16 protein-coding genes and 1 pseudogene are annotated in these 22,060 nt (G+C 67.0%); 8 read left to right on the top strand and 9 right to left on the bottom strand.

The genetic code is table 11. The annotated features are described in order from the left end of the window. Positions 1 to 85: 85 nt before the first annotated feature. On the bottom strand, positions 86 to 2,656 hold the full coding sequence (locus OHQ90_RS29015; protein WP_328402833.1) for a cytochrome P450: 2,571 nt from the start codon (positions 2,654 to 2,656) through the stop codon (positions 86 to 88). Positions 2,657 to 2,774: 118 nt separating this feature from the next. Here OHQ90_RS29015 and OHQ90_RS29010 point away from each other — a divergent pair, with 118 nt between their 5' ends. From OHQ90_RS29010 to OHQ90_RS29000, 3 genes are all read left to right on the top strand, one after another. Further along, on the top strand, positions 2,775 to 4,052 hold the full coding sequence (locus OHQ90_RS29010) for a glycosyltransferase (protein ID WP_328402831.1): 1,278 nt from the start codon (positions 2,775 to 2,777) through the stop codon (positions 4,050 to 4,052). Further along, on the top strand, positions 4,049 to 4,810 hold the full coding sequence (locus tag OHQ90_RS29005) for an ABC transporter permease (protein WP_328402829.1): 762 nt from the start codon (positions 4,049 to 4,051) through the stop codon (positions 4,808 to 4,810). The genes OHQ90_RS29010 and OHQ90_RS29005 overlap by 4 nt, the downstream gene beginning before the upstream one ends. Positions 4,811 to 4,890: 80 nt before the next feature. After that, on the top strand, positions 4,891 to 5,514 hold the full coding sequence (locus OHQ90_RS29000) for a hypothetical protein (protein WP_328402827.1): 624 nt from the start codon (positions 4,891 to 4,893) through the stop codon (positions 5,512 to 5,514). Here OHQ90_RS29000 and OHQ90_RS28995 read toward each other — a convergent pair whose 3' ends face one another. Beyond that, complete coding sequence (locus OHQ90_RS28995; RefSeq protein ID WP_328402825.1) at positions 5,515 to 6,345, bottom strand: helix-turn-helix domain-containing protein; 831 nt, start codon at positions 6,343 to 6,345, stop codon at positions 5,515 to 5,517. 88 nt (positions 6,346 to 6,433) lie between these two features. On the opposite strand from OHQ90_RS28995, the gene OHQ90_RS28990 reads away from it, so the two are divergent. Continuing rightward, positions 6,434 to 6,814, top strand: coding sequence for a nuclear transport factor 2 family protein (locus OHQ90_RS28990; protein WP_328402823.1), 381 nt, complete (start codon positions 6,434 to 6,436; stop codon positions 6,812 to 6,814). A gap of 184 nt (positions 6,815 to 6,998) precedes the next feature. On the opposite strand, the gene ku is transcribed toward OHQ90_RS28990, so the two are convergent. Together ku and OHQ90_RS28980 are read right to left on the bottom strand one after the other, a co-directional pair. After that, on the bottom strand, positions 6,999 to 7,919 hold the full coding sequence (gene ku, locus OHQ90_RS28985; RefSeq protein WP_328402821.1) for a non-homologous end joining protein Ku: 921 nt from the start codon (positions 7,917 to 7,919) through the stop codon (positions 6,999 to 7,001). After that, on the bottom strand, positions 7,916 to 9,019 hold the full coding sequence (locus OHQ90_RS28980; RefSeq protein ID WP_328402819.1) for a lycopene cyclase family protein: 1,104 nt from the start codon (positions 9,017 to 9,019) through the stop codon (positions 7,916 to 7,918). The genes ku and OHQ90_RS28980 overlap by 4 nt, the downstream gene beginning before the upstream one ends. Positions 9,020 to 9,522: 503 nt before the next feature. On the opposite strand from OHQ90_RS28980, the gene OHQ90_RS28975 reads away from it, so the two are divergent. Continuing rightward, on the top strand, positions 9,523 to 11,727 hold the full coding sequence (locus OHQ90_RS28975) for an MMPL family transporter (RefSeq protein WP_328402817.1): 2,205 nt from the start codon (positions 9,523 to 9,525) through the stop codon (positions 11,725 to 11,727). Positions 11,728 to 11,790: 63 nt separating this feature from the next. On the opposite strand, the gene OHQ90_RS28970 is transcribed toward OHQ90_RS28975, so the two are convergent. The 3 genes and pseudogenes from OHQ90_RS28970 to OHQ90_RS28960 all read right to left on the bottom strand — a co-directional run bounded on the left by OHQ90_RS28970 (position 11,791) and on the right by OHQ90_RS28960 (position 17,082). After that, positions 11,791 to 12,555 carry an SDR family oxidoreductase gene (locus tag OHQ90_RS28970; RefSeq protein ID WP_328402815.1) on the bottom strand — a complete coding sequence of 255 codons (765 nt, stop codon included), beginning with the start codon at positions 12,553 to 12,555 and terminating at the stop codon, positions 11,791 to 11,793. A 608-nt stretch (positions 12,556 to 13,163) separates the two neighbouring features. After that, positions 13,164 to 13,888 (bottom strand): annotated as a pseudogene (locus OHQ90_RS28965) (IS256 family transposase); the annotation flags it as partial. A 53-nt stretch (positions 13,889 to 13,941) separates the two neighbouring features. Further along, complete coding sequence (locus tag OHQ90_RS28960; protein WP_328402813.1) at positions 13,942 to 17,082, bottom strand: BTAD domain-containing putative transcriptional regulator; 3,141 nt, start codon at positions 17,080 to 17,082, stop codon at positions 13,942 to 13,944. A gap of 136 nt (positions 17,083 to 17,218) precedes the next feature. Between OHQ90_RS28960 and OHQ90_RS28955 the strand changes: the two genes are divergently transcribed. The 3 genes from OHQ90_RS28955 to OHQ90_RS28945 all read left to right on the top strand — a co-directional run bounded on the left by OHQ90_RS28955 (position 17,219) and on the right by OHQ90_RS28945 (position 19,371). Further along, on the top strand, positions 17,219 to 18,364 hold the full coding sequence (locus OHQ90_RS28955; RefSeq protein WP_328402811.1) for a serine hydrolase domain-containing protein: 1,146 nt from the start codon (positions 17,219 to 17,221) through the stop codon (positions 18,362 to 18,364). 255 nt (positions 18,365 to 18,619) lie between these two features. Beyond that, entirely contained in the window at positions 18,620 to 18,748 is a 129-nt protein-coding gene (locus OHQ90_RS28950) for a hypothetical protein (protein WP_328402809.1), read from the top strand. After that, complete coding sequence (locus tag OHQ90_RS28945) at positions 18,745 to 19,371, top strand: MspA family porin (protein ID WP_328402807.1); 627 nt, start codon at positions 18,745 to 18,747, stop codon at positions 19,369 to 19,371. Before OHQ90_RS28950 ends, OHQ90_RS28945 begins: the two co-directional genes overlap by 4 nt. A gap of 775 nt (positions 19,372 to 20,146) precedes the next feature. Here the strand turns inward: OHQ90_RS28945 and OHQ90_RS28940 are convergent. Together OHQ90_RS28940 and OHQ90_RS28935 are read right to left on the bottom strand one after the other, a co-directional pair. Beyond that, on the bottom strand, positions 20,147 to 21,379 hold the full coding sequence (locus OHQ90_RS28940) for a Glu/Leu/Phe/Val dehydrogenase dimerization domain-containing protein (RefSeq protein WP_328402805.1): 1,233 nt from the start codon (positions 21,377 to 21,379) through the stop codon (positions 20,147 to 20,149). 60 nt (positions 21,380 to 21,439) lie between these two features. Continuing rightward, a complete protein-coding gene (locus tag OHQ90_RS28935; protein ID WP_328402803.1) occupies positions 21,440 to 22,039 on the bottom strand; it encodes a TetR/AcrR family transcriptional regulator in 600 nt (199 codons plus the stop codon). Between the last annotated feature and the right edge of the window lie 21 nt (positions 22,040 to 22,060).

Here is a 22,060-nt window from a genome sequence, read left to right as displayed (position 1 = left end):
GCGCAGCTGTGCTGACTGCGAAGATGCCGGTGCGCGAGTATGGGCACCACGATTTGTTCGATGGCGGAGGTCGAGAGCGATGCAACTACGATCTCGGGGTCAGCGTGACCGGCAGCGCCGAGGGTGACAAGACGAAGTCTCGGTTGGAGGCCCGCACGAGGTAGTTCGGATCGGGCGTCGGCCGCCAGCGTGCGAGCAGCGCTGCCGAGGCCAGGGTGATCTCGAGCAGGGCGAAGTGGTCGCCGAGGCAGCGGCGGCGGCCGACGCCGAAGGACAGGTTGGCCTTCTTGTCGATGGCGTCGGCGCGCTCCGGTGACCAGCGCGCCGGGTCGAAAGCCTCCGGGTTGGCGTAATAGCGCTTGTCGTGCTGAACCATATAGGGGCTGAACATGATTGCCGCGCCGTCCGGAATGGTGAGCCCGCCGATGGTGACGTCGCCATCGGCGGTGCCCGCGCTGATCCACGGGCCCCAGAAGCGAAGTGTCTCCGCCACAACCTGTTTCAGATAGGGGAGCGCGGCGAGATGCTCCGGTCGAACGGGGCCGGTTCCGACGACGGCATCGAGTTCGGCATAGAGTTGTTCGGCGATGTGTGGTCGGCGCATGACCTCGTGCCACAGCCAGCCGGTCAGTGAGGCCATCGACCCGACGCCACCTGCCAGCATCAGGATCGCTTCATCGATGATGTGCTCGTCGGACAGCGTTGCTCCGGTCTCGCTGTCGGTGTGCCGGATGAGCGCGGAGACCACGTCGTTGAAATCCTCGTCGCGGCGGCGATATTCCGACACCACCTCCCCGATGGCGCCCCGTAGGTGGCGCGCCTTCGTGCGCCACCGCCAGTTCGCGATCACGCGCAGCCAGCGCACCTGCGGCGGCAATGCGGTCCGCAGGATGACCTGGCCGAGCAGCCACGGCACATTGTCCCGAATCTCGCGTCGCGCGTCGTCGCTGAACTCCGCGGTGAACAGCGTCGAGGAGACCGTGTCGAGAATCAGGCCGTGGGCCTCGTCCATCAGATTCACGCGTGCACCCGATGGCAGTCCCGCCGACCAGCTTTCGGCGATATCGGCCGCCGAACTCGTGTACTCGGCGAGGCGGCTCTGGCGCAATGCGGGCGCGATCATCCTGCGCCGCAGCTTGTGTTCGTCGCCGCGCAGGACGTTGACCGATCCACCTGCGATGTCCTCGATTGCCGCACGCAGGTCTTCACGATTGAGCTCCGCGTCGCCGATGCCTGCCTCGCGAACCAGATCCGGGGTGGTGAGGAGGTATCCGGTCTGCTTGCCGAAAAATATCCGCACGACCGGCCCGAGGTTGGACAGCGACGTCACAAAGGCGGGGGCGTCGCGCAGCGCCCGCAGACTATGACCTACCAGCGGCAGGTGCCCCGGCGCGGTGGGCACTTCCGAAAGAGAGTGCGGCATCACCGGTTCGGAGCTGAGCGTGGACGTCTCGCCGGCCTGTCGATAGATGTCCAGCACCGCGCCCGTGTGCTGTGACTGCAGCACCGAGTCGCTGTATTTGCCGAGCACGGTGCACATTTCGGTGAGCGCATCGCGATCGGCGGCCAGCTCGGCAATGGTCGCGGCGATCCCCGCCGCCGAAGCATCCGCCGTGCGGACACCGCCACCGGTCGGCACCGACTCGTCGAGATCGGGATCGCAGTAGATGATCGGAAGCCCCACCGCCACGGCCTCGAGCAGGACCATGCCCTGTGTGTCGAAGCCGTAGGAGGGGAAAAGCAGCGCATCGCCACCGGACATGGCGTCGAGGGATTCGGCCTGAGTGACTCTGCCGTGCAATCGGATTCGATCGTCGAGACGGTGCTCGACGATCGCCGCGGTCGCGGCGTCGCGCAAATCACCTTCGCCATAGATATCGAGGGTGCAGTTGTCGGCGCGCCGTACCGCGTCGATAGCGTCGAGCAGGCGCTTCTCGGTGGAAAGTCGGCCACTCCACACCAGCCGCAGCGGCCCGTCGGCCGACTGTCCGGAAACCGCGCTGCTGTGGTTTTCCAGCAGGGCATCGTCGACGCCGTTGGACACCACCTGAATCGGGCGGGTCAGCCCGTGCGCGACCATCAGGTCGGCGAAATGCCGCGTCGGCGCGATCACTCGGTCGGCGGCCTGAGCTTGGCCGACGATCGTCCACCAGGCATGGCGCGCGGCGCGGCTCTCGGACCGGTGCGGCATGTGATGGCGATGCGGCACGAACCGGCCGTGCAACGCGCGCATCGCCAATGCTGCCGCATAGGGCGCGGGCGAGGTGTGTTCGATGAAGGCGTCGTCCCGGCTCTGGGCGGTGTGCACCAGCGGAAGCCGGTGTCGCCGTGCCGCTTTCATCCCGGAAATGGCGACACCGTAGGTGGTGTGCGTGTGTACGACGTCGATCGGGCCGTGTGCGGCGAAAGCGGCGTCGATCAACTCGGCATTGCGCTTGGTCGGCAGCACCACCGGGAAGCCGTTCGCCTCGAGCCCGGCGACCGCCTCGAGCTCGACCACGTTCGGCCGGGAATCAGTGGTTTTGCCCGACAGCGGCGCGACGAAGAGGGTTACGTGGTGGCCCGCACGCTCGAGCCCGCGACACAGCGAGCCGACCGCAGTCTGAACACCACCGAGCGTGGCCGGGTGGTAATCCATGAACATAGCGATGTGCACAATGGGCACTGTACCGACGCGCGACGTTCGCCGAGAGCCCACAATTCTGTCGACTACCCGGCGAACCTCGATAGGAGCACAGTGCCGACGGGATCACAACAGCATCGAAAGAAGCGCCGTGAGAATAGCGATTCCGCTCACCGGAACCCGAGGTGACGTTCAGCCGGTCGTGGCACTGGGACTCGAGTTGCAGCGGCGCGGACACGACGTGCTGCTCGGCGCGCCACCCAACCTGGTCGATTTCGTCACCGGCACGGGACTCGCCGCGCGCTCGTGCGGGCCGGATGTGCAGCAGCTCTACAGCTCCGACGCCGGGCAGCGGGCGTTGGCAGCGGGCAACACCCTGCGCCTGATGCAACTGGTCGCGCGACAGATGGTGGGCTACGCCGAGCAGATGAATCGTGAGGTCATCGACGTGTGCGCGGGCGCCGACCTGATCGTCGCCAGCACCGTCACCGAGGACCGGGCGAGTTCGGTTGCCGAAGCAATGGGCGTGCCGCTGGTCAGCCTGCACTATTTCCCCTGCCGTGCCAATGGCGCCTATCCGTTTCCCGGCGCGCTACCGCCGCAGTGGCGTCCTCCGGCGCCGGTCAACCGCGCGACCTGGGCGTTTGCGGAGAATCTGCGCCGCGTGGTGTTCATGCGCTACCTCAACGATCTGCGGGCGACACTGGGCCTGCCGAAGTCGATGGCGAGCACCGCCGCGGTGCTGGCCCGCAGGCACGTTCCGGAAGTGCAGATCTACGATCGAGCGCTGGTTCCCGGGCTGCCCGAACAATGGGACGCGCGTAGGCCGTTCACCGGTTTCCTGACCCTCGACCATGCCGCCCGTGCGGCGGTCGGCGACCTCGACGGTGACCACGCCGGCATCCTGTCCTGGATCGAGGAGGGGGACCCGCCGGTGTTCTTCGGCTTCGGCAGCATGCCGATCCGGGACACTGCAGCCGTGTTGGCCGTGGCTACCGAGGTGTCGGCTCGGCTGGGTGTGCGCGCGCTGGTGAGCGCGGGCTGGAGCGATCTGGATGTCGCTGCCGCGCAAGCCGGTCCGAATGTGAAGGTCGTCGGGCCGTTCGCGTACGACATCGTCTTTCCGCATTGCGCCGCCGCCGTGCATCACGGCGGTATCGGGACGCTGTTCGAGAGCTTGCGCGCCGGACTGCCGACGCTGGTGTGCTCGGTGTCGTTCGAGCAGCCCATGTGGGGCGGGCAGGTCGAGCGACTCGGTGTCGGCGCGCACCTGAAGTTCACGAAGCTCACCACGGCTCGCCTGGAGCATGGCGTCACATCCATACTCGACAAAGAATGTAGAACTCGCGCAATGGAATTCGCTAAGACGCTGAGTACCGACGACGCCAGCGCCCGCACTGCCGACACCGTCGAGGCCGCCGCCCGGTGATAGCGCACGTTGTCACCGACACGGCCGTCATGTTCCGGCGCTGCGCGCGGCATACCCTGCGCAGCCGCGACACCTTGATCATCTCACTGCTCATGCCGGTCCTGGTCATGATGCTGTTCACCTACGTTTTCGGTGGGGCGATCGACGTCGGCGGGCCCTACCTGGACTATGTGGTGCCAGGAATCATGTTGCTGTGCACGGGTTTCGGCTCGTCGATCACCGCCACCAGTGTGTCGACCGATATGACGAGGGGCAGCATCGATCGGTTCCGTACCCTGCCGATGTTCAAGCAGGCCGTGCTGGCCGGACACGTCGCCGAAGGCGTCGTCCGCAATCTGGCTGCCATCGCGATCGCGGTCGCCGTTGCGCTCGTTCTCGGGTACCGACCCCACACCGGCGTTGTCGGCTGGTTGTCGGCGTTCGCGCTGATCACGCTGTTCGTCCTGGCGATCTCGTGGATCGCGGTCGCGCTGGGACTGGTCGCGAAGAACCCCGAGGCCGCCGGTGGGCTCACCTACGCGATCATGTTCATCCCCTACATCAGCAGCGCTTTCGTGCAGACCTCCACCATGCCCGGGTGGCTGCGCGGGTTCGCCGAGTATCAACCGGCCACGCCCGTCGTGGACACGGTGCGCGGGCTGCTCGATTCCACCGACACCGGGCACGATGCCACGGTCGCCGTGTTCTGGTGTGTCGGTCTCGCCGTGATCGGGTTCGCCTGTTCGAGCGCTGTATTCGGCCGGTTGGCACACCGCTGAACAGTTACGTACTCGGCGCTCGGACGATTTCGGTGCCGAAACACCCGCGGGCGATCTGCTGACCGGCAATGATTCGTTGGGTGGACGAGGCAAAGTACCGGGAGACCCGGCTGGCGTTGCATGCCGCGGGGGAGTTGTTGATCGCGGGCCCGCAATATCGGATGTTCGGAACCATTCGTTTGCGGTCGGTGCTCGGCGGTTTCGGCGGTGTGCGATGGCCGGTCTCGGTGGTGGGCACCGAGTTGGTCACCACCGCGGGTCGCATCCCGCTGGACAGCACATATCGCGAGGTCGCCGCGAAAGCGGGCTTTCAGCCGGAGGCGCCCGAGGGCGTGTACAAAGACACCACCGGCGTCGACCCCGATGACCCGATCATGGTCGACGCGGCGGCGGCCGCGGTGATCGCCGACTGGTTCGCCCTCGGCAATTCCGCGCTGCGCTGCTTGGCGCCCGATGCCACCGCGGTGCTGTGGCCGGAGCATTTCGATCTGTCCAGCACCCTGAACGAGGTCAACTACGGTGTGTCGCCCGGCGACGACGCCCATCCCGGTCCCTACGCCTACGTCGGGCCGTGGACGCCGCGCAGCGGCGCATTCTGGAACGCGCCGTTCGGTGCGCTGCTCCCGCGCGAGGAAGTGAACGCCGAGGCGGACCTGCTCGTGTTCTTCGAGGAAGGCAGGGCGCGCGCGGCGGAGACGATCTGATCAGCGGCTCGAGCCCGACGGATCCGCTGACGCGGCAGTACGATCCGAGGTATCGCGTGCGAGCGCGTGCAGATAGTCCGCGGTTGCGGCATCGGCGGGAAAGAAGGACTCGACGGTGATCTCGTCGAGCGTGACGTCGAAGGCCGCGCCGAAGGTCGTGATGGTGCTGAACAGCGAGAGATCCATGCCGCGGTGGCTCAGCTGGATGGTCAGCGCGACGTCGGCCGGGTCGATGCGCACCGGATCGGTGTCGGTGGCGTAATGGCTCAACTTCTCGTGCAACGCCGCGAGTTCGGGATCGCCGGTATGTGCGGCCTGGCGCGCGAGACGCGGCAGCAGGAAGCCTCGAACCTGGGCGAGATTGCGCACCCGGGGTGCGAATCCGTCGGGGTGCAAACCGAGTCGCATCATGTTGATCGGTGGCTCCAGTAGCGCCCCACGCACAGTGTGAAAGAAGATCTCGGCGGCCGTATTGGCGAACAGGAGATTCCAGTGGCGATCGAGAGCCAGTGCCGGGTAGGGCTCTTGCGCGGCCATGACGCGCCGCACCGCGGCCTCGGCCTCCGCGAGGTCCGGATCATCCAGCGGACGCTGTCGATAGGTGGGCGCGTGCCCGGCCGCAATCAGCAGCCTATTGCGTTCGCGCAGCGGAATATTCAAATGCTCGGTGAATCGCTCGATCATTGCGTGGCTGGGGATCGTCCGTCCGGTTTCGACGAAACTGATGTGCCGGGCGGAGATCCCGGACCGGATCGACAGCTCGAGCTGACTCAGCTTGCGTCGGGTGCGCCACTCTCGCAGCAGCGCACCGACCCGGCGATCCTCATCCATGCGGCAAAGTATCACCGCGCGACCGGACGGCCGCCATTACATCCCTGGTAATCGACACGCGCACGGCACCGCTGCGACGGTTACCGCCATGACACAGAACACCCTGCCCGCCGACAACAAACAACTCGTGCTGCACGGCCTTGCCGAGTTCGCGAGGGGCAACATCGAGGTCCTGCGCGACCTGCTGCACGAGAATTTCATCGAGCACAGTCCCGGCAATCCCTCCGGCCGCGACGCCTTCATCGAATTCATCGCGAACTCTCCGGTCGCCGCCGGGCGGTTGGAGATCAAACGCGTGATTACCGATGCCGACTTCGCGGTCGTGCACTACCACATGATTCCGCCCGGCGACGAGCGCGGCCTCGCCGTGGTCGATGTCTGGCGGCTGGTCGGCGGCCGCATCGTCGAGCACTGGGACGTCGTGCAGCCGGTGCCCGATGCCGCCGAGATCCCGCACGGGATGTTCTGAGCAGACCGGGTCGGGGTGCGTTCAGCGAGCGCCCCGACCTTCACCTGCGAGGCGGCTGCGAGGGATCAGGGCACGCTTGGTGCCGAGTGCCGCCGCGGGCAGCACATCCTCGGGTTCGGGCTCGGCGGGATTGGGCCGGACGAACAGGGTGACCCGTTGCGGCTGTCCGCTCGGTGCGAGCGACTCACGCCCCCTTGCGGGCAGCCGCCTTCTTCGCGGGCTTCTTCGCTGGTTTGTCGGCGGCCTTCTTTGCTGCCGCCTTCTTCGCAGGGGCGGCCTTCTTGTCGGCGCTCTCGCTGCTGCCATGGCCGGACGTGGCGCGGCGGCCGCTGGCTTCCAGGCTGCGCTGCAATGCGGCGACCAGGTCGACCACCTCGGCATCCATCTCGGCGGGGACCGACTCGGGCCGGCCGGCCACCTTGCCGGTGCCGCTGGCGATGGCATCGTCGAGCACCCGCTGGAGTTCGATCTGATACTCGTCGGTGTATTGGCCGGGATCGAAATCGTCGGACATGGTCTCGACGAGCGTCTCGGCCATCTTGATCTCTTGTGGTTTGGGCTCGGCGACGCCGTCGAGCGACTCGAATTCGGCCGCTCGGACCTCGTCGGGCCACAGCAGCGTCTGCAGCACCAGCATCCCCTCGCGCACCCGCAACGCCGCAAGTCTGGTCTTCTGCCGCAGCGTGAAGTGCACGAGCGCGATACGGTCGATGCGCTCCAGCGTTGTCGCGAGCAGTACATAAGCCTTCGGCGTATTCGAGTCGGGCTCGAGGTAGTAGCTCTTGTCGAACAAGATCGGGTCGATCTGCTCCGACGGCACGAATTGCAGGACCGGGATCTCGTGTTTTTCGGCCGCGGGGAGTTTTGCGAAGTCCTCGTCGGTGAGAATGATCTTGTCGCCCTCGGGCGATTCGTAGGCTTTGTCGATATCGGCGTATTGCACGGACTTTCCGCAGACCGTGCACACCCGGTCATATTTGATTCGCCCGCCGTCCTTGGCGTGCACCTGATGAAACCGTATGTCGTGGTCCTCGGTGGCGGTGTAGACCTTGACCGGGACGTTTACCAGCCCGAATGCGATCGAGCCCTTCCAGATCGCCCTCATGCTCCCATGATGGCGGAACGAATTCGAATACGCGAGCGAACCGGAATCCGCAGTGTCGCCGCGGCGATTCGGCGCCGCATTCCGGTGGGTAATCCGGCGAACAGCGTCCGCATGGCACCGAGCGTGCCGCCGAGATCGGTTCGCCCGGACAAATACGCCCGCTGCAAGTCGGGTGGCAGCGAGAAGAAGACATCGAAGAAGACCGGAATCTCAGCGGGCGGCAAGGCGAGCAGAGCACGCAGACCGGCCGCCCGCAGCAGGTGGACCGCCCGTTCCGCGGCGGACCACGGCGAGTCTCCTGCTGCCACCGCGTCGGCGGCGGTGAGCGCGGCCGCGACGCTGTATCCGGTGGCAGGATGGGTGAAACCGCCTGCGGCGCCGAACCTTCGCGCCCCCGGCCGACCGCCCTCAATCGGGAAACGCACCCGCTCCACCGGTTCGTTTCCGGTGAGTTCGATGCCGCGGGAACGTAATCGGTGCTCGAGGCGATCGCGCAATACCGCGCCGTCGAGTGCAGGCCGTCCGGCGAGGCAGGTCTCCTCGAGCAGCATCGCGCCGCCGCCGAGGGGCACCGCGTACAGGAAGGACGGCTGCGCCTCCGGATGTGCGCCGTTGTCCGGGCGCCAATCCATGAACAGCGGGTCGACGCGGCCGTCCGCGACGACCACCCCGTATGCGGTCTGTTCGGCCAAGGCGGCGGAGCGGGCGATGCCGCGGGCGTCGATGACCCGGGCGCCGTTCAGCACCGTCCCCGACGCCAGCGACACCGAGTGACGCTCGAGGCCGACGACTCGGTCGGCGATCACATCCGCGCCGGCCAACTCGAGGGAGTCCTGTAGTCGAGGTGTGTCGAGAACGGCATAGCGTCGCGCCATGCGGTGGCCCAGCGTGCCCCACGCTGTCGGCTCATCGACCGTCGCGCCGACAGCTGCTGGGTCCAGCCACGCGGGCAGCTCGTCTTCCCAGGCGGCGTAGGTCGCCGACCAGAGCCGGTCCGGGAACGGATCGATGGCGGTGACCGAAAGGCCATGGGCGAGACTGCGATGCGCCAACGCGCGACCTGCGGGGCCGAGGCCGCACACGATGATGTCTGCGGTCATGCCACGCCTGTCGTGCGATGTAGTTGCCAGTGTGAGGTGGATTCGAATCCGGGCATCGGTCGCGCACGTCCTTTCGTCGGGCCGAGCTTAGTGGGGCGTGTGACACCGAAGATCTCTGGTGACCATTCGCCGACCGGACGGTGATCCATTTCATATCCGGGTCCCGGACGGCGGTGGGCACGTCGGTCTCCATCCGCACTCCGTCGAGTGAAATCCCCAGGTGGTAGCTACTTTCCGCGAGTATCGAAGTGATGCTCGCACGCATTGCTCGGCAGTTGCGGGAATTGTGTTCTCGCTCACCGGATTTGCCGGTCCGGTTGTACGATCTCCGAGCGCCGACGCCAGCGCCCGATACCCGGTGTCGCGGTGGTCAACGGTGATCGGCGCGCTGGTTCACCCTGGGCTGTTGCCCGATGCGGGAACGCCAGATTGGTGGCGAAAGCCGGGCGAGCTGTTGCCGCGTCACAGGACGCGCTGCGGCATAAGGAGTTAGGGGTAAGGCAGTGTTCGAACTGACCAGGCGGCGCAGCCGGCAGGTCCTGGCCGTATTCGCGGTGTTTGCGCTGGCGATGGGCATGCTCAGCTCGACGCTGTTCGATCGGGTGCACGGCGGCGGATACTCCGACCCCGACGCCGAATCCGCGCGCGCCGCCGAGATTTTGCGCGAAGAATTCGGCCAGGCAGCGCCGAACTTCGTGCTGCTGGTGCAGACCCGGAAGTCGGTCGACGACCCGGAATCGGCCACCACCGCGGCCGAGTTGGCGCAGCGGCTGAAGAACGAGTCCGATGTCTCGGGTGTCGCGTCCTATTGGACCGACGGCAAGCCGTCCACGCTCGCCAGCACCGATGGCGCCAAAGGGCTGATCGTCGCCAGCATTCTCGGCGACGAAGCGGACGTCGATAGAAAAGTCGGCGGTCTCGCCGACAAGTACGGCGGTAGGCATGGCGTGCTCGATGTTCGGGTCGGTGGCTACGCAATGCTGTTGCACGAGACCGTGCAACAGAGCGAGCAGGACGCGGTGCTCGGCGAATCCATCGCCTTCCCGGTCACCCTGCTCGCGCTGTTGTTCGTGTTCGGCGGCCTGGTTGCGGCCAGTCTGCCGCTGGTCGTCGCTCTGGTCACCGTCATGATCACCATGGGCGCGCTGTGGTTGATCACCCTGTGCACGGATCTGGCCGCGACCGCGACCAATGTCGCGACGTTGCTCGGACTCGGCTTGGCGATCGACTACAGCCTGCTGATCATCAACCGCTTCCGTGACGAACTCGCCATCGGTGCGCAGCCGGCCGCGGCGGTGCGCGCGACCATGCGTTCGGCAGGTCGGACAGTTGCCTTCTCCGCCGTCACGGTCGGTGTCGCACTGTCCGGGCTGCTGTTCTTCCCGCTGCTCGCGGTGCGTTCGATGGGGTACGCAGGCCTTGCGGTCGCGGTGATCGCGGCAACGGTGTCGCTGACCGTGCTGCCGATGATCCTGTTGTTGATCGGCACCCGCATCGATAGCGGCCGGCTCGGCTGGTTCCTGCGGGCGCCCCGGCCCGCGCCCGGCGAGGGTTTCTGGCATCGCCTCGCGACTTTCGTGATGCGTCGTCCGGTGCCCATCGGCCTGGTGGTCGCCGCGCTACTGTTACTGCTCGGCACGCCGTTCCTCGGGGTGAAACTCGGTTTCCCGGATGAGCGGGCACTGCCGGAGTCGATGAACAATCGACAGGTCACCGAGATCATCCAGCGCGATTTCACCGCGACCGACGCCAACAGCTTGGTCGCTGTATTGCCCGACAGCGCAGCAGGACTCGACGCGTACGCGAGGAAGCTCTCGGAAGTCGAAAACGTGGCGCGCGTGGACACCGCCACCGGTAGCTACTCGCACGGCGGCTTCCTCGCACAGCCGACCGAGCAGCACAAGCGCTTCGGCGCCACCGACGCCGCATACCTCGCGGTGCTTCCTGATACGACCGATCCGGACACACTGGACCGGGTGGCCGGCGACGTGCGCGCGGTACCGGCGCCATCGCGGGTGCTGATCGGCGGCATCGCCGCGGCCAATGCCGACGCCATCGATTCGGTGATTTCGACGCTGCCGACCGCGCTCGGCTTCGTGGTGATCGTGATGCTGATCGTGTTGTTCCTGCTGACCGGCAGCGTGGTACTGCCACTGGTTGCCATCGTGCTGAGCGTGCTCAGCCTCACCGCGACCTTCGGCGCACTGGTCTGGATCTTCCAGGACGGGCACCTGTCCGGGCTGCTCGGCTTCACCGTGACCGGCGATCTACCGCCGACGGTGCCGGTGATGCTGTTCGGCGTCGCCTTCGGGCTGGCGATGGACTACCAAGTGTTCCTGCTGTCCCGAATTCTCGAGGAGTACGAGCGCACCGGCAAGAATGAGTCGGCGGTGGCGTTCGGGCTGGAACGTATCGGCCGCATCGTCACGGCGGCGGCCGTGCTGATCTCGCTGGTATTCCTGGGCTTTCTCGCTTCCGACATCACCTTCATGAAGGCCTTCGGTATCGGTCTGCCATTGGCCGTGCTCGTCGATGCGACCTTGGTGCGCGGATTCCTGTTGCCCGCGGTGATGAAGGTGCTCGGCGACTGGAACTGGTGGGCGCCGGGTCCGCTGGAGAAGCTGCACGCCCGCTTCGGTTTCGACGAAGGCGGTTCCGCGCCGCCTGTGCGCAGCCAGGACGAGCACCGCAGGCCCGCACGAGTGTGACGACCCGAATGGCCGATGGCCGCTCGGTATGCACCGAACGGCCATCGAATTCAGTGGGACGAGTCAGATGCCGCCGGTGGAGAGCAAGCCGCCGTCGACACGGACTGTCTCACCGGTGATCCAGGCGGCCTCGTCGGAGACCAGGAAACCGATCAGCTTCGCCACGTCCTCCGGCGCGCCGAGACGCTTGAGCGGATACACCGATGCGGCCGCTTCCTCGTCCGCCGAGTAGAGAGCGTCGGCGAACTTCGTCTTGATAACGCCGGGGGCGACCGCGTTCACCCGGATCTTCGGGCCGAGCTGCCAGGCCAGTTCGTCGGTGAGGCGAATCAGGGCGGCCTTGGACGCGCCATAGGCGGCGATCACGCCCGAGGAGCGGATGCCCGCGACACTGGCGACGTTGACGACCGCGCCGCCGTTGTCGCGCATCCAGGCCTTGTACGCCTCCTGGATGTAGCCGAGTGCGGCGACGACATTGACGTCGAAGATCTTGCGGACGGCGTCGAGGTCGGCCTCCATCAGCGAGCCGTAGACCGGGTTGATGCCGGTGTTGTTGATCAGGATGTCCAGCGAGCCGAACTCGGAGACCGCCCGTCCGACCGCCGCTGCCCGGCTCTCCGGATCGCCGGAGTTGCCCGCGAGCGCAACCACCTCACCCTGATGGCCGAGCGCTCGCAGGTCGACGGCCGCCTCGTCCAATGGCTCCGGTTTGCGCGCGGTGATCAGCACGTTTGCGCCGCGACTCAGCAGTTCGGCCGCCACCGCCTTGCCGATACCCCGGCTGGCCCCGGTGACCAGTGCGCTCTTGCCCAACAGATCGGTACTCATGTGACGTCAGGTTACCTCAGTCACATGATCTGAGCGATTGCGCTCTGTCTGCGGGTTCATAGCGTCATACGTTACCGCGTGTGACTCCCCGTTCTCGGCGCTAGTGGGTGTCGCACGGCGCGCGCGAGGGGATGGGGCTGTCCGGTGATCGCACTCAACGCCTCGGCCAGTTCGACGATGCTGGGGGTGGTGTAGGTCAAGGTCGCGCCGCTGGTGCGAGTGGGCCGCAGGTCGGGCAGTGAGGAATCGGATCGACTCGGATCACGCCACCTCAGACGGCGAGTGACAGCAGCCAATTTCAACTGGCCAGTGACAGACGAGAAGACAGTCCGCGTCGACCGTTCCAAGGCGATGAGGCGATCGTCGGCAACCCCGCGCCAACTGGTTTCGAAGCAGGTCACCCACTGCGCCGGGTCCAGGCATGAGAGGGCGTAGACCGACGGTGGGGCAATAATGCGCGGAAGTCGTGAGCCGACCCGGCTGCGTAGCCTCGAATCCGCTCGCCTGAGCGGCTGGGCTGCGGTCGGCATCGACGCAGGCGAGAAGCGTGCCCGTCCGGGCGGACGTCGCCCGGAGAGATATTGTCAAGACCTGTGGATCAGCAAGTTTCAGGCGACCTCCGTTCGGGTGGTTTCGGTCGGGTCGGTTGACGAGGCGGGTGTGATCTCGGCGGGGCGTTCGAGGAGTCTGCCCTTGTGGAACAGGGTGCCGGCGCGGACGAGCGCGACCAGGTGTGGGGCGTTCACCACGCGCCGGTGGGCCTGGGCGGCCTCGATCAGCTTGTAGGCCATGGCGATTCCCGCCGCGCGCGAACCAGGCCCCTTGGTAACCTTGGTGCGCAACCGGACGGTGGCGAAAGTTGATTCGATCGGGTTGGTGGTGCGCAGATGCACCCAGTGCTCGGCCGGGTATTTGAAGAACTCGAGTAACACGTCGAGGTCGTCGGTGATTTTCCCGACCGCTTTCGGATACTTCGCGCCGTAGTCGATTTCGAACGCTTTCACCGCCAGCTGCGCCTTGTCGATATCCTCAGCCATGTAGTGTCCTTCATCGCCGCTAATGCGCCCGGGTGCGCCGATTTCGGTAGCGCGGCAAGAACATTGGCCTGTTTATTATGGAACCAGCACCGCCGCTCCCTCGTGGCAGGGAACACCTCTCGTAGCGCCTTCCAGAACCCGAGCGCTCCGTCCCCGACCGTCAGCACTGGGGCGGTCATTCCGCGGCGGCGGCAATCGCGCAGCAGGTCAGCCCACGACTCGGTCGATTCCCGATAGCCGTCGGTGATCGCGACCAACTCTTTGCGGCCGTCGGCACAGACCCCGATCCTCACCAGCCATCTTTCCATCCTTCACTCGAGGACCCAGCCTCCATCAAACCCAGGGCGGTTCACAGTGCTGTCAGCCGGTCGGTGGCCTCATGGGGTGTCAGGTCGGCGCCCCGTTGGTAGGCGGTGTCGTAGTCGGTGCGGCCGAGCCGTTCCGCGAGCACCTCAGCAAGGGAACGCAGTTCGGTGTCGCCGTGGTCGAAGGTGCCGCGGATGGCCTGGCTCAGGCCGAGCGCGGTGGCCGCGCCGGCCGGATCGCCCTCCAGGAACAGCAGCCGGGCCAGGAGGTGAGCGGCCGAGGGGGCGTCCATGTTCGCTTGCGCGGCGTGGACGGCGCGGGGCAGCAGTTCGCGGGCGCGTACGGCGTTCCCGGCGGTGAGGAGGTTGGCCACCCGAGCGGGGAGCAGCCGATTGTCGGCGCTCTCGGCCGCCAGGGGCAGCTTGCGGGTGAGCGTGTCCATCCGGTCGAGTTCTTGATCGGCGCGTTCGACCTCTCCGGAGCGGCGGTACAGCTCGGCCAGGACGCCGAGAACCTCGATCTCCACCACCGGCTGGCCACGCTGCCAGGCCGCTCGTTCGGCGGTTTCGATGTCGTGTCGGGCGCCGGTCAGGTCGCCGGCGCGCATGCGTTCGGTGGCGAGCCCGAGCCGGGTTGAGACCTCGTCCTGCGAGCCGAGCTCGGTGGCGATCGCGATGCTGTCCTCGTAGGCGGTGATCGCCTGGTCGTGGTCACCGGCGATGGCGTGGATTTGAGCCAGGCCGTACAGCGCCTTCGCCGCCCACCAGCGATCGCCCACCTCCTCGAACGCGTGCAACGCCGTGGTCATCGCGGTCGCGGAGCTCTCCAGGTCGCCCCGTTCGCGATGCCGCATGGCTTCGATCATGAAGGTGCAGGCGATCGCCCAGCGGTCCGAGCCGCCGCGCACCCGGGCGATCTCATGGTCGGCCAGCTCATCCAGCCCGAGCAGCGGCGCCATCACCAGCACGATTGTCAGCAGCATCGGGTAACGCCGCAGCGCGCCCGTGCGCACGCAGTCGTCGATGAGCGCGCGCAGCCGTTCGGGGTCGGTGAGCGGCCCGCCCTCGATGCTCACCAGGTGAATTGCCGTGAACGCGGACCGGGCGTCCGCGGGCAGCGCGTCGCCGAACTCGGCGACCTTGGCGACGTAGGCCTCGGCGCGGGCGTCGTAGCGGTGCATGACCCAGTACCAGTACAGCGGCCCGAGAATCCGGGCGGCGCCCGAGACGTCGCCGCTGTCGATGGCCGTTTGCAGGGCGTACATCAGGTTGTCGTACTCGGCCTGGAACAGCCGCAGCGACTCCGCCTGCTTGTCCGAGCGCAGCAGCGGCTCGTGTTCCTCGGCCAGGTCGGCGAAGTGCCGCGTGAGCCCGCGCAGGACGGCTTCGGTCTCCCCCGCGAGCCGGAGCTTTCCCGCCGCATGGGCCCGGATGGTTTCCAGCATCCGGTAGCCGTCGCCGGCCCGCTCCACGATGGACTTGTCGACCAGGGAGTCCAGGAGGTAGGCGACCTCGTCCGCGGGAAGCGCCCCATCCGAATCCGCACAGACCGCCTCGATCACGGCGATACCGGTACGCGCCGGAAATATCGACATCCGGCGGGTCAGTGTGCGCTCTTGTGAGGTGAGGAGGTCCCAGCTCCATTCGATGACCGCATGGAGGGTCTGCTGGCGGGGTTGGGCGGTCCGGTTGCCGGTGCTGAGCAGCCGGAAGCGGTCATCCAGCCGCCGGGCGATCTGCTCGGCGCTTACGGTCCGCAGTCGCGCCGCGGCCAGCTCCAGAGCCAGCGGCAACCCGTCCAGCCGGCGCACGATGTCCACGATCGGGGCCGCGGTGGTCGCGTCCAGGACAAAGCTGGGCTGTACGGCTGCCGCCCGGTCCAGGAACAGCCGCACCGCGGCCGATGCGGAGGCACGATCGGGGTCCGCGTGCGCCGGGGGGAGGTCGAGCGGGCCGAGGCGGCACAGCGTCTCCCCCATGACCTCGAGCGGCTCTCGGCTCGTGGCCAGGATGGTCAGGTACGGCTGGCGCTCCAGCAGCTGTCCGGCGAGCTGAGCGGCGGGTTCGGAGATCTGTTCGCAGTTGTCCAGCACCAGCACGCCCTCACCACCGGCGAGCAGGTTGACCACCCGCTCCAGCGGCGTGCCGGACGGCTGGGCTTCGGCGACGCTGAGCGAGCCCAGCACCGCCTCCAGCAGCCCGTCGGCCGTGTCCACCGCGGCCAGGGAGACGAGCCAGACCCGGCCGCGCTGATGGGCCCGACGCCGGCTCACCGCATCCACGGCCAGCCGGGTCTTGCCCACTCCTCCGGGCCCCACGATGGTGACCAGCCGGGAGGTCTCCAGCAACCCGGCCAGCAACCTCAACTCGTCCTCCCGGCCGACGAAGCTGGTCAGCTGGGCCGGCAGACGGCCTCGCACCGCCTCCGGCCGGACCTGTTCCGCCTCGGGGATCTCCAGCTCACCCCGCAGCACGGCGAGATGCGTCTTGCACAACTCCTCGGAAGGGTTGACGCCCAGCTCCTCGGCGAGCGTGCCACGGACCTCCTCGAACACGGCCAGCGCATCGGACTGGCGGCCCGCCGCATGCAAGGCTCGCATCCGCAGCCCGGCCAGCCGTTCCCGCAGCGGATGCTCAGCGGCCGCCGCCTCCACGTCGGCCAGGATCTCGCCATGGCGCCCGAGCCGCAGCTCCGCCTCGAAGCGGTCTTCGGTGGCGCCGACGCGCAGTTCGTCCAGGCGCGCGCCAGCCGTACCGGCGAAAGGAATGTCGCGCACGTCGGCCAGCGAGTCTCCCCGCCACAGCGCCAGCGCCTCGTCCAGCAGCGAGGCCGCCCGCTGCACAGCGCCCGCGGCCAATTCGCGGCTGCCTCGCTTGGCCAGCTCCTCGAAGCGGACCGCGTCGACCTGCTTGCTGCGCAGGCGATACCCGCCGGCCACCGTCTCCACGACCCCGGCCCCGGCCAAGGCCTTGCGCAGCCGATGCACCAACGCGTGCAACGCGTTGACGGTGCCTCCGGAGGAGTGTTCCCCCCACAGGCCGTCGAGCAGCGAATCGACCGACACCATTTCGTTCCCGGCCAGTGCCAGCCTGGCCAGCAGCGCGCGAACCCTGGTGCCGCCCAGGTCGATCGGTGCGCCGTCGTCGGCATACGCAAGAACCGGCCCCAGCACCTCAATCCGCATGCACGACAGGCTATTCGGTGGGCTGAAAGCGCCTTACAGCGAGCCGGTGCCGGATGGAAGAGGGATATAAGAGGCCTGTCAGAGCTGCTGGACATCGTGGAGGACGTCACGAAGAAACATCCCGAAAGGAAGTGCGATGGCAACAAACGAGAACGTGCAGCAGGTGCTCGACTGGGCCGTGGCCGAGGTCGGCATCCCCGGCATCGTGGCCGAGGTCAAGGATGGGGACCGGACCTGGTTCGGCACCGCCGGTGTGGCCGACCTCGAGACCGGCTCCCCGCGCCAGCCGGGGGAGAACATCCATACCGGCAGCTGCGGCAAGAGTTTCACCGCCGCCGTGCTGCTGGCTCTGGAGGCCGAGGGCCGCCTCAGCCTGGAAGACACGGTCAACGTTCACCTGCCCGGCATGCTGGACGTCAACGGCTACGACGGCGACACGATCACCATCAGGCACCTGCTCAGCAACACCAGCGGACTGTTCCCCACCGGCCTGGCCCCGGAGGTCAGTTACCGCTACGCCACCCGCTCCGGGCTCGTCCGGCATCGCTTCGACACCTTCAGCACCGAAGAGCTGCTGCGGGTGGCGGTGTCCCAGCCGCCGGTCGGTGCGCCCGGCGAGCGCTTCGAGTACGCCAACGGCGGCTTCTACATCGCCGGCGCGATCATCGAGAAGGTCACTGGCAACAGCTACGCCGACGAGGTCGAGCGCAGAGTCACCCGGCCGCTCGGGCTGACCCACACCCGCGTGCGCCCCACCACCGACACCGGCTACCCCACTCCGCACCCGCGCGGCTACTCCCACCAGTTCCTCAAGGACGGTGCCGACCCCGCCGCGGTCACCCCGGAGAACTGGCAATCCCTGATGGAGGAGCCCGGCCTGCCGCCGCTGGACGTCACCGAGCTCAACTCCTCGCTGGGCTACGCGGCCGGCAACGTCGTCTCCACCACCGGCGACATGATCCGCTTCCTCACCGCGATCACCACCGGCAGCCTGCTGCCGCCCGCCCAGCACCGGCAGATGTGGACCACTGTCTCCACCGAGGGCAGCTACTGGATGCCGCACACCCGCTACGGCCTGGGCCTGTTCGAGTTCGACAAGCAGGCGACCGGCGGCCGGACGCTGCGCGGCGTCGGCGGCAGCTTCTGGGGCACCTATTTCTTCGCGGTCGGCACCCCGGACGGCCAGCACACGATCGCCGTGCACACCAACACCGAGTGGAAGTCCTGGGACCCCATGTTCAGGGTCATCGAAGCGGAGTTCGGCGTCGCCATCGGTGCGTAAGCACGCAGCCACCTCACCCATTGAAAGAATTGAAAGGCGATCACCCATCAAGGCAAAAATCCTCCGCGCGCCACCTGCCTGCTCGCCGCCGCACTGGCGGTGACCGTCAGCACGTCGGCAGCGGTAGCCGACGACCACGCCGGGTCCAGCGGGTGCCGGAGCGGGCCGTGACCAACGGCGGCCTGCCCGGCATCCTGGCTGACGTCCGCGACTCGCGGCCGACGGCCGGTTGAGCCTGGACGACACCGTGGAGAAGTGGCTGCCGGCGTCGTCCGCGGCAACGGCCACGACGGCAGCACGATCACCATCAGGCGGCTGCTCAACCAGACCAGCGGCCGCCTGAGTGCGAGAAACACGTCTAGCGATAAGGACATGTTCGAATGAAACGCTCTATCGTCGCGTTGCCGTGCCTGGTGGCAGCGACACTCATTGCTGGCACGTACGCGACCGCGTCCGCGGATCCGGTAGCGGAGACCTCGCGCGAGGTCACCACCGACGACGGATGGCAGGTGCGAATCACCAAGGTCGCGGAGAATCTGGATCGTGTTCCCAACCTGGCTGCCTCACCGTTCACCCGTGAAGGATTCGTCAGGCTGAAGGCCGTCGCCGACATCACTGGACACGGTCGGGTACCGGTTAACTCGGGCAGCGTGACGTTGGGTTACCAGATCGGTTGCCAGGTCGATGTGTCCAACGGCATGACCATCGGGCTGTCCACGGCGATCGGACCGAACATAGGCATCTCGGTGGGCGGTGCGAACGCCGGCGCGAGCGCACTAGCGATCCCGAGCGTCTCCTTCTCACCCAAGCCGGGCACGATCACCACCGTGACGTTCGGGACGAAGGAGCTCAGCGGCGCGCATGCCTCGATCACCGCTGATCAGGTGCAGATCAAAGTCGACTCGTGCATGGGGCCGGTGAGCCTGCGCTCGTACGCGATCGCGTCCACCTCGACCGCCGACGCCGACAACTCCGTCGCCGTGTACGGCGACCCGATCTGGCTGTGATACCGATGCGTGCGACCTACTTCTACGCGATCGCGATCACGCTGGCCGTCTCCGCAGGCTCGGTATCGGTTGCCCAAGCCGACTCGACAGTGCCCACTTACACCTGCAGCAGTGCACAACCCCGCTCGCCGCAGTGCCCGCCCAAGCCAACCGGAGGCGACACTCACTCATCTGCGCTACCTCCGCTGATGCTGAATCCGCCGCCCCGAAATCCCAATTCCCCAAAGCCGGCGGGCCTAGCCTCCGCACTGACCCCGCCCTCGCCCGGCCCACCCGCACCCCACCCCATCATTCAGTAGCCGACATGGGTGAGGTAGCCGTCGAAGCCCGACGATTGTCAAATCCTGTGGATGAGGTCTTCTCAGGCGACCTTCGTAGATCATCTTCCGGGAAGGCACGCCCTCCCAGGTCATCCACAGGAATTGATCATTGCTCCCTCGACTGCGTGGTCCCAGCGCGGATCGTGAACGATGCAGTTGACTACGAAATCGCCTGGCCATCACAGGGCTCCGAATCCTCTGCATCGTCGTCTTTCCCGAGCACTGGCACGATGCGACCAGAGTCGGCGAGCTCAACCAGCCACCCGATTTCTCGGCCTGCCCTGTGGTAGTGGGCGAGGTGGGTTGAGGGTGCACGGGGATTGCGCGCCCTCGACGGTCATACCCCGCCTGGTTCGGCGGTCGCTACCAGCGGCGGTCGGCCGACACCGCGATCTCGGGCCGGCAGTCTCGATTACGCTGTGGGTGTCGTGTATGCCTGGTGTCGGCCTCGGGCGTCAGCGGGTGAGCGCGAAGGCGTCGAAGCGGGTGTTGATGTCGGCGAGGCGTTCGATGGCGATGGCGAAGGCGGCGGTGCGGGTGCTGGTCCTGTCTTCGGTTGCGCGGGCGAACATTTCGTCGCTGAGGGCGCCGATGCGGGTGGAGATCTTCTCGAAGGATTGCTCGGCACTGCCGTCGATGTCGCCGAAGAGAACCCACCACCACCATGCATTGGTCGCAGAGTTGGCGACGAAATCGGGGGACACCGTGACCTGGCGCAGGTCGAGGGCCTGCTCGGCTTCGGGGGTGATGGGCATATTGGCCGCTTCGGCAATGACGGTGGCCTGCACCTCGGCGTGGTTTCCGGCATGGATGCAGTACGAGGTTGCCGCGGGGACCAGGAGGTCGGCGGAGATCTGGAGCCAGCGGTCGCCGGGCTCGATCCGGTCGGCGTCGCGCAACTGGGTGCGGTCGATCGCACCACTGCGGTCGCGGGTCAGCAGCAGGCGTTCGACGTCGAGTCCCCCCTCATTGGAGACGACGCCGTGCACGTCGGCAATGCCCACCACTCGCACGCCGGCCCGCGCTAGATAGCGGGCCGCAGCGCCGCCCATCGAGCCGAAGCCCTGGATGAACGCTGTCGACTCGGCCGGGTTCATGCCGCGGTGGCGCAGTGCGGCCAGCGCTGCCTCGGCGACTCCGAATCCGCCGACCAACTCGTCGAGGGAGATGCCGTCGACATCGGTGCTGAAGGCCTTCGCCATGCGTGCGTCGGCGGCCGCCATATCCGGGACCGCCCGGTGCGCGGCCTGTACGGAGCTGGTCAGGCCGATGCGCTCGATCGCGCGGTCAACGGCGTCCTGCCGCACACCGAAGTCCTCACCCATGGTCCAGCGCTGTTCGATCAGCGGCGCCATGGCGGCGAGGTAGCGCTCCAGCACACCGCCTGCGGCCGGGTCGTAGGGGTCGAAGTCGATTCCACCCTTAGCGCCGCCCAATGGGACGTAGTGCGCACCCGGCTCGAAGTGGATCGCCTCCTTGAGCGTCATCCCGCGAGCCAGGCCGCGTACTTCCGATGCCGAGCAACCGGCCCGCATTCGCAGGCCGCCGCTGCAGAGTCCGCGAACGAGCCGATCGATCACCAGGTATCCGGTGGCGCTGGACTCGGTGTCATGCCAGGTGACTTCGAGAAACGGCGAGTCGGTTGCCGTAGCCGACTCGGTGACGGCATTCGGCAGGGTCAGAGACATGACGACCTCCTGTTGCTAACTGATTGGTCAATTAGTTAGTACCGGAGGCGGCCGCGAAGGTCAAGGGGTGACGCTGAGTTCGCTTGCGATTGCCGCGCGGGTCCAGTTGGCCACATCTGTTCCGGAGATGGCCTCGTCGAAGGCCACACGCTGCACCGCGAGGCCGTCGAGCATCGCGGTCAGGCGCCACGCGACCCCCCGTGGATCGGACGTTTTGAACTCGCCCGAGGCGACTCCCAGTGCGACCAGATCGGTAATGACCGCACGCCATCTGCTGTCCAGAATCCTGATCACCGCGCGCAGTTCCGGATTGCGCAGTGATGCCGACCAACCCTCGATCCACAGCCGCCAGCTCGGGGCAGCGCCGGTCGGGCCGTACTGGTGCAGTGCCGTGCGCAGCCGTTCGGTCATCGTGCCGTCGCTCGTCGTCAGCAGGGCTTCCAGCTGGGCCAGGTCCCGTTCGGTGGCGCTGCGGAAGGCGCTGACGATGAGCTTCTCGAGCGTGTCGAAGTGGTAGAAGACCAGGCCGGGGCTTACATGAAGGCGGGATGCGACGTCACTCGCGCGCACGCCACTGATCCCGCGCTCAGTGATCAGTTCGAGAGTCGCGGCCAAAATTTCCTCACGACGAGCGTCGGCTTCCTTCTTCACTCTGGGCATGACCACAAATTACTCGCAGGT

It is taken from the genome of Nocardia sp. NBC_00403 (assembly GCF_036046055.1).
GTDB lineage: Bacteria > Actinomycetota > Actinomycetes > Mycobacteriales > Mycobacteriaceae > Nocardia.
This window is presented reverse-complemented; position numbering and strand designations above follow the sequence as displayed.

Bases quoted from the DNA above. Each gene is read 5' to 3' on its own strand.
- OHQ90_RS28995 (WP_328402825.1), bottom strand. From the start codon at position 6,345: ATGGATGAGGATCGCCGGGTCGGTGCGCTGCTGCGAGAGTGGCGCACC.
- OHQ90_RS28980 (WP_328402819.1), bottom strand. From the start codon at position 9,019: ATGACCGCAGACATCATCGTGTGCGGCCTCGGCCCCGCAGGTCGCGCG.
- OHQ90_RS28960 (WP_328402813.1), bottom strand. From the start codon at position 17,082: ATGCGGATTGAGGTGCTGGGGCCGGTTCTTGCGTATGCCGACGACGGC.
- OHQ90_RS28945 (WP_328402807.1), top strand. From the start codon at position 18,745: ATGAAACGCTCTATCGTCGCGTTGCCGTGCCTGGTGGCAGCGACACTC.
- OHQ90_RS28955 (WP_328402811.1), top strand. From the start codon at position 17,219: ATGGCAACAAACGAGAACGTGCAGCAGGTGCTCGACTGGGCCGTGGCC.
- OHQ90_RS28940 (WP_328402805.1), bottom strand. From the start codon at position 21,379: ATGTCTCTGACCCTGCCGAATGCCGTCACCGAGTCGGCTACGGCAACC.
- OHQ90_RS28970 (WP_328402815.1), bottom strand. From the start codon at position 12,555: ATGAGTACCGATCTGTTGGGCAAGAGCGCACTGGTCACCGGGGCCAGC.
- ku (WP_328402821.1), bottom strand. From the start codon at position 7,919: ATGAGGGCGATCTGGAAGGGCTCGATCGCATTCGGGCTGGTAAACGTC.
- OHQ90_RS28990 (WP_328402823.1), top strand. From the start codon at position 6,434: ATGACACAGAACACCCTGCCCGCCGACAACAAACAACTCGTGCTGCAC.
- OHQ90_RS28935 (WP_328402803.1), bottom strand. From the start codon at position 22,039: ATGCCCAGAGTGAAGAAGGAAGCCGACGCTCGTCGTGAGGAAATTTTG.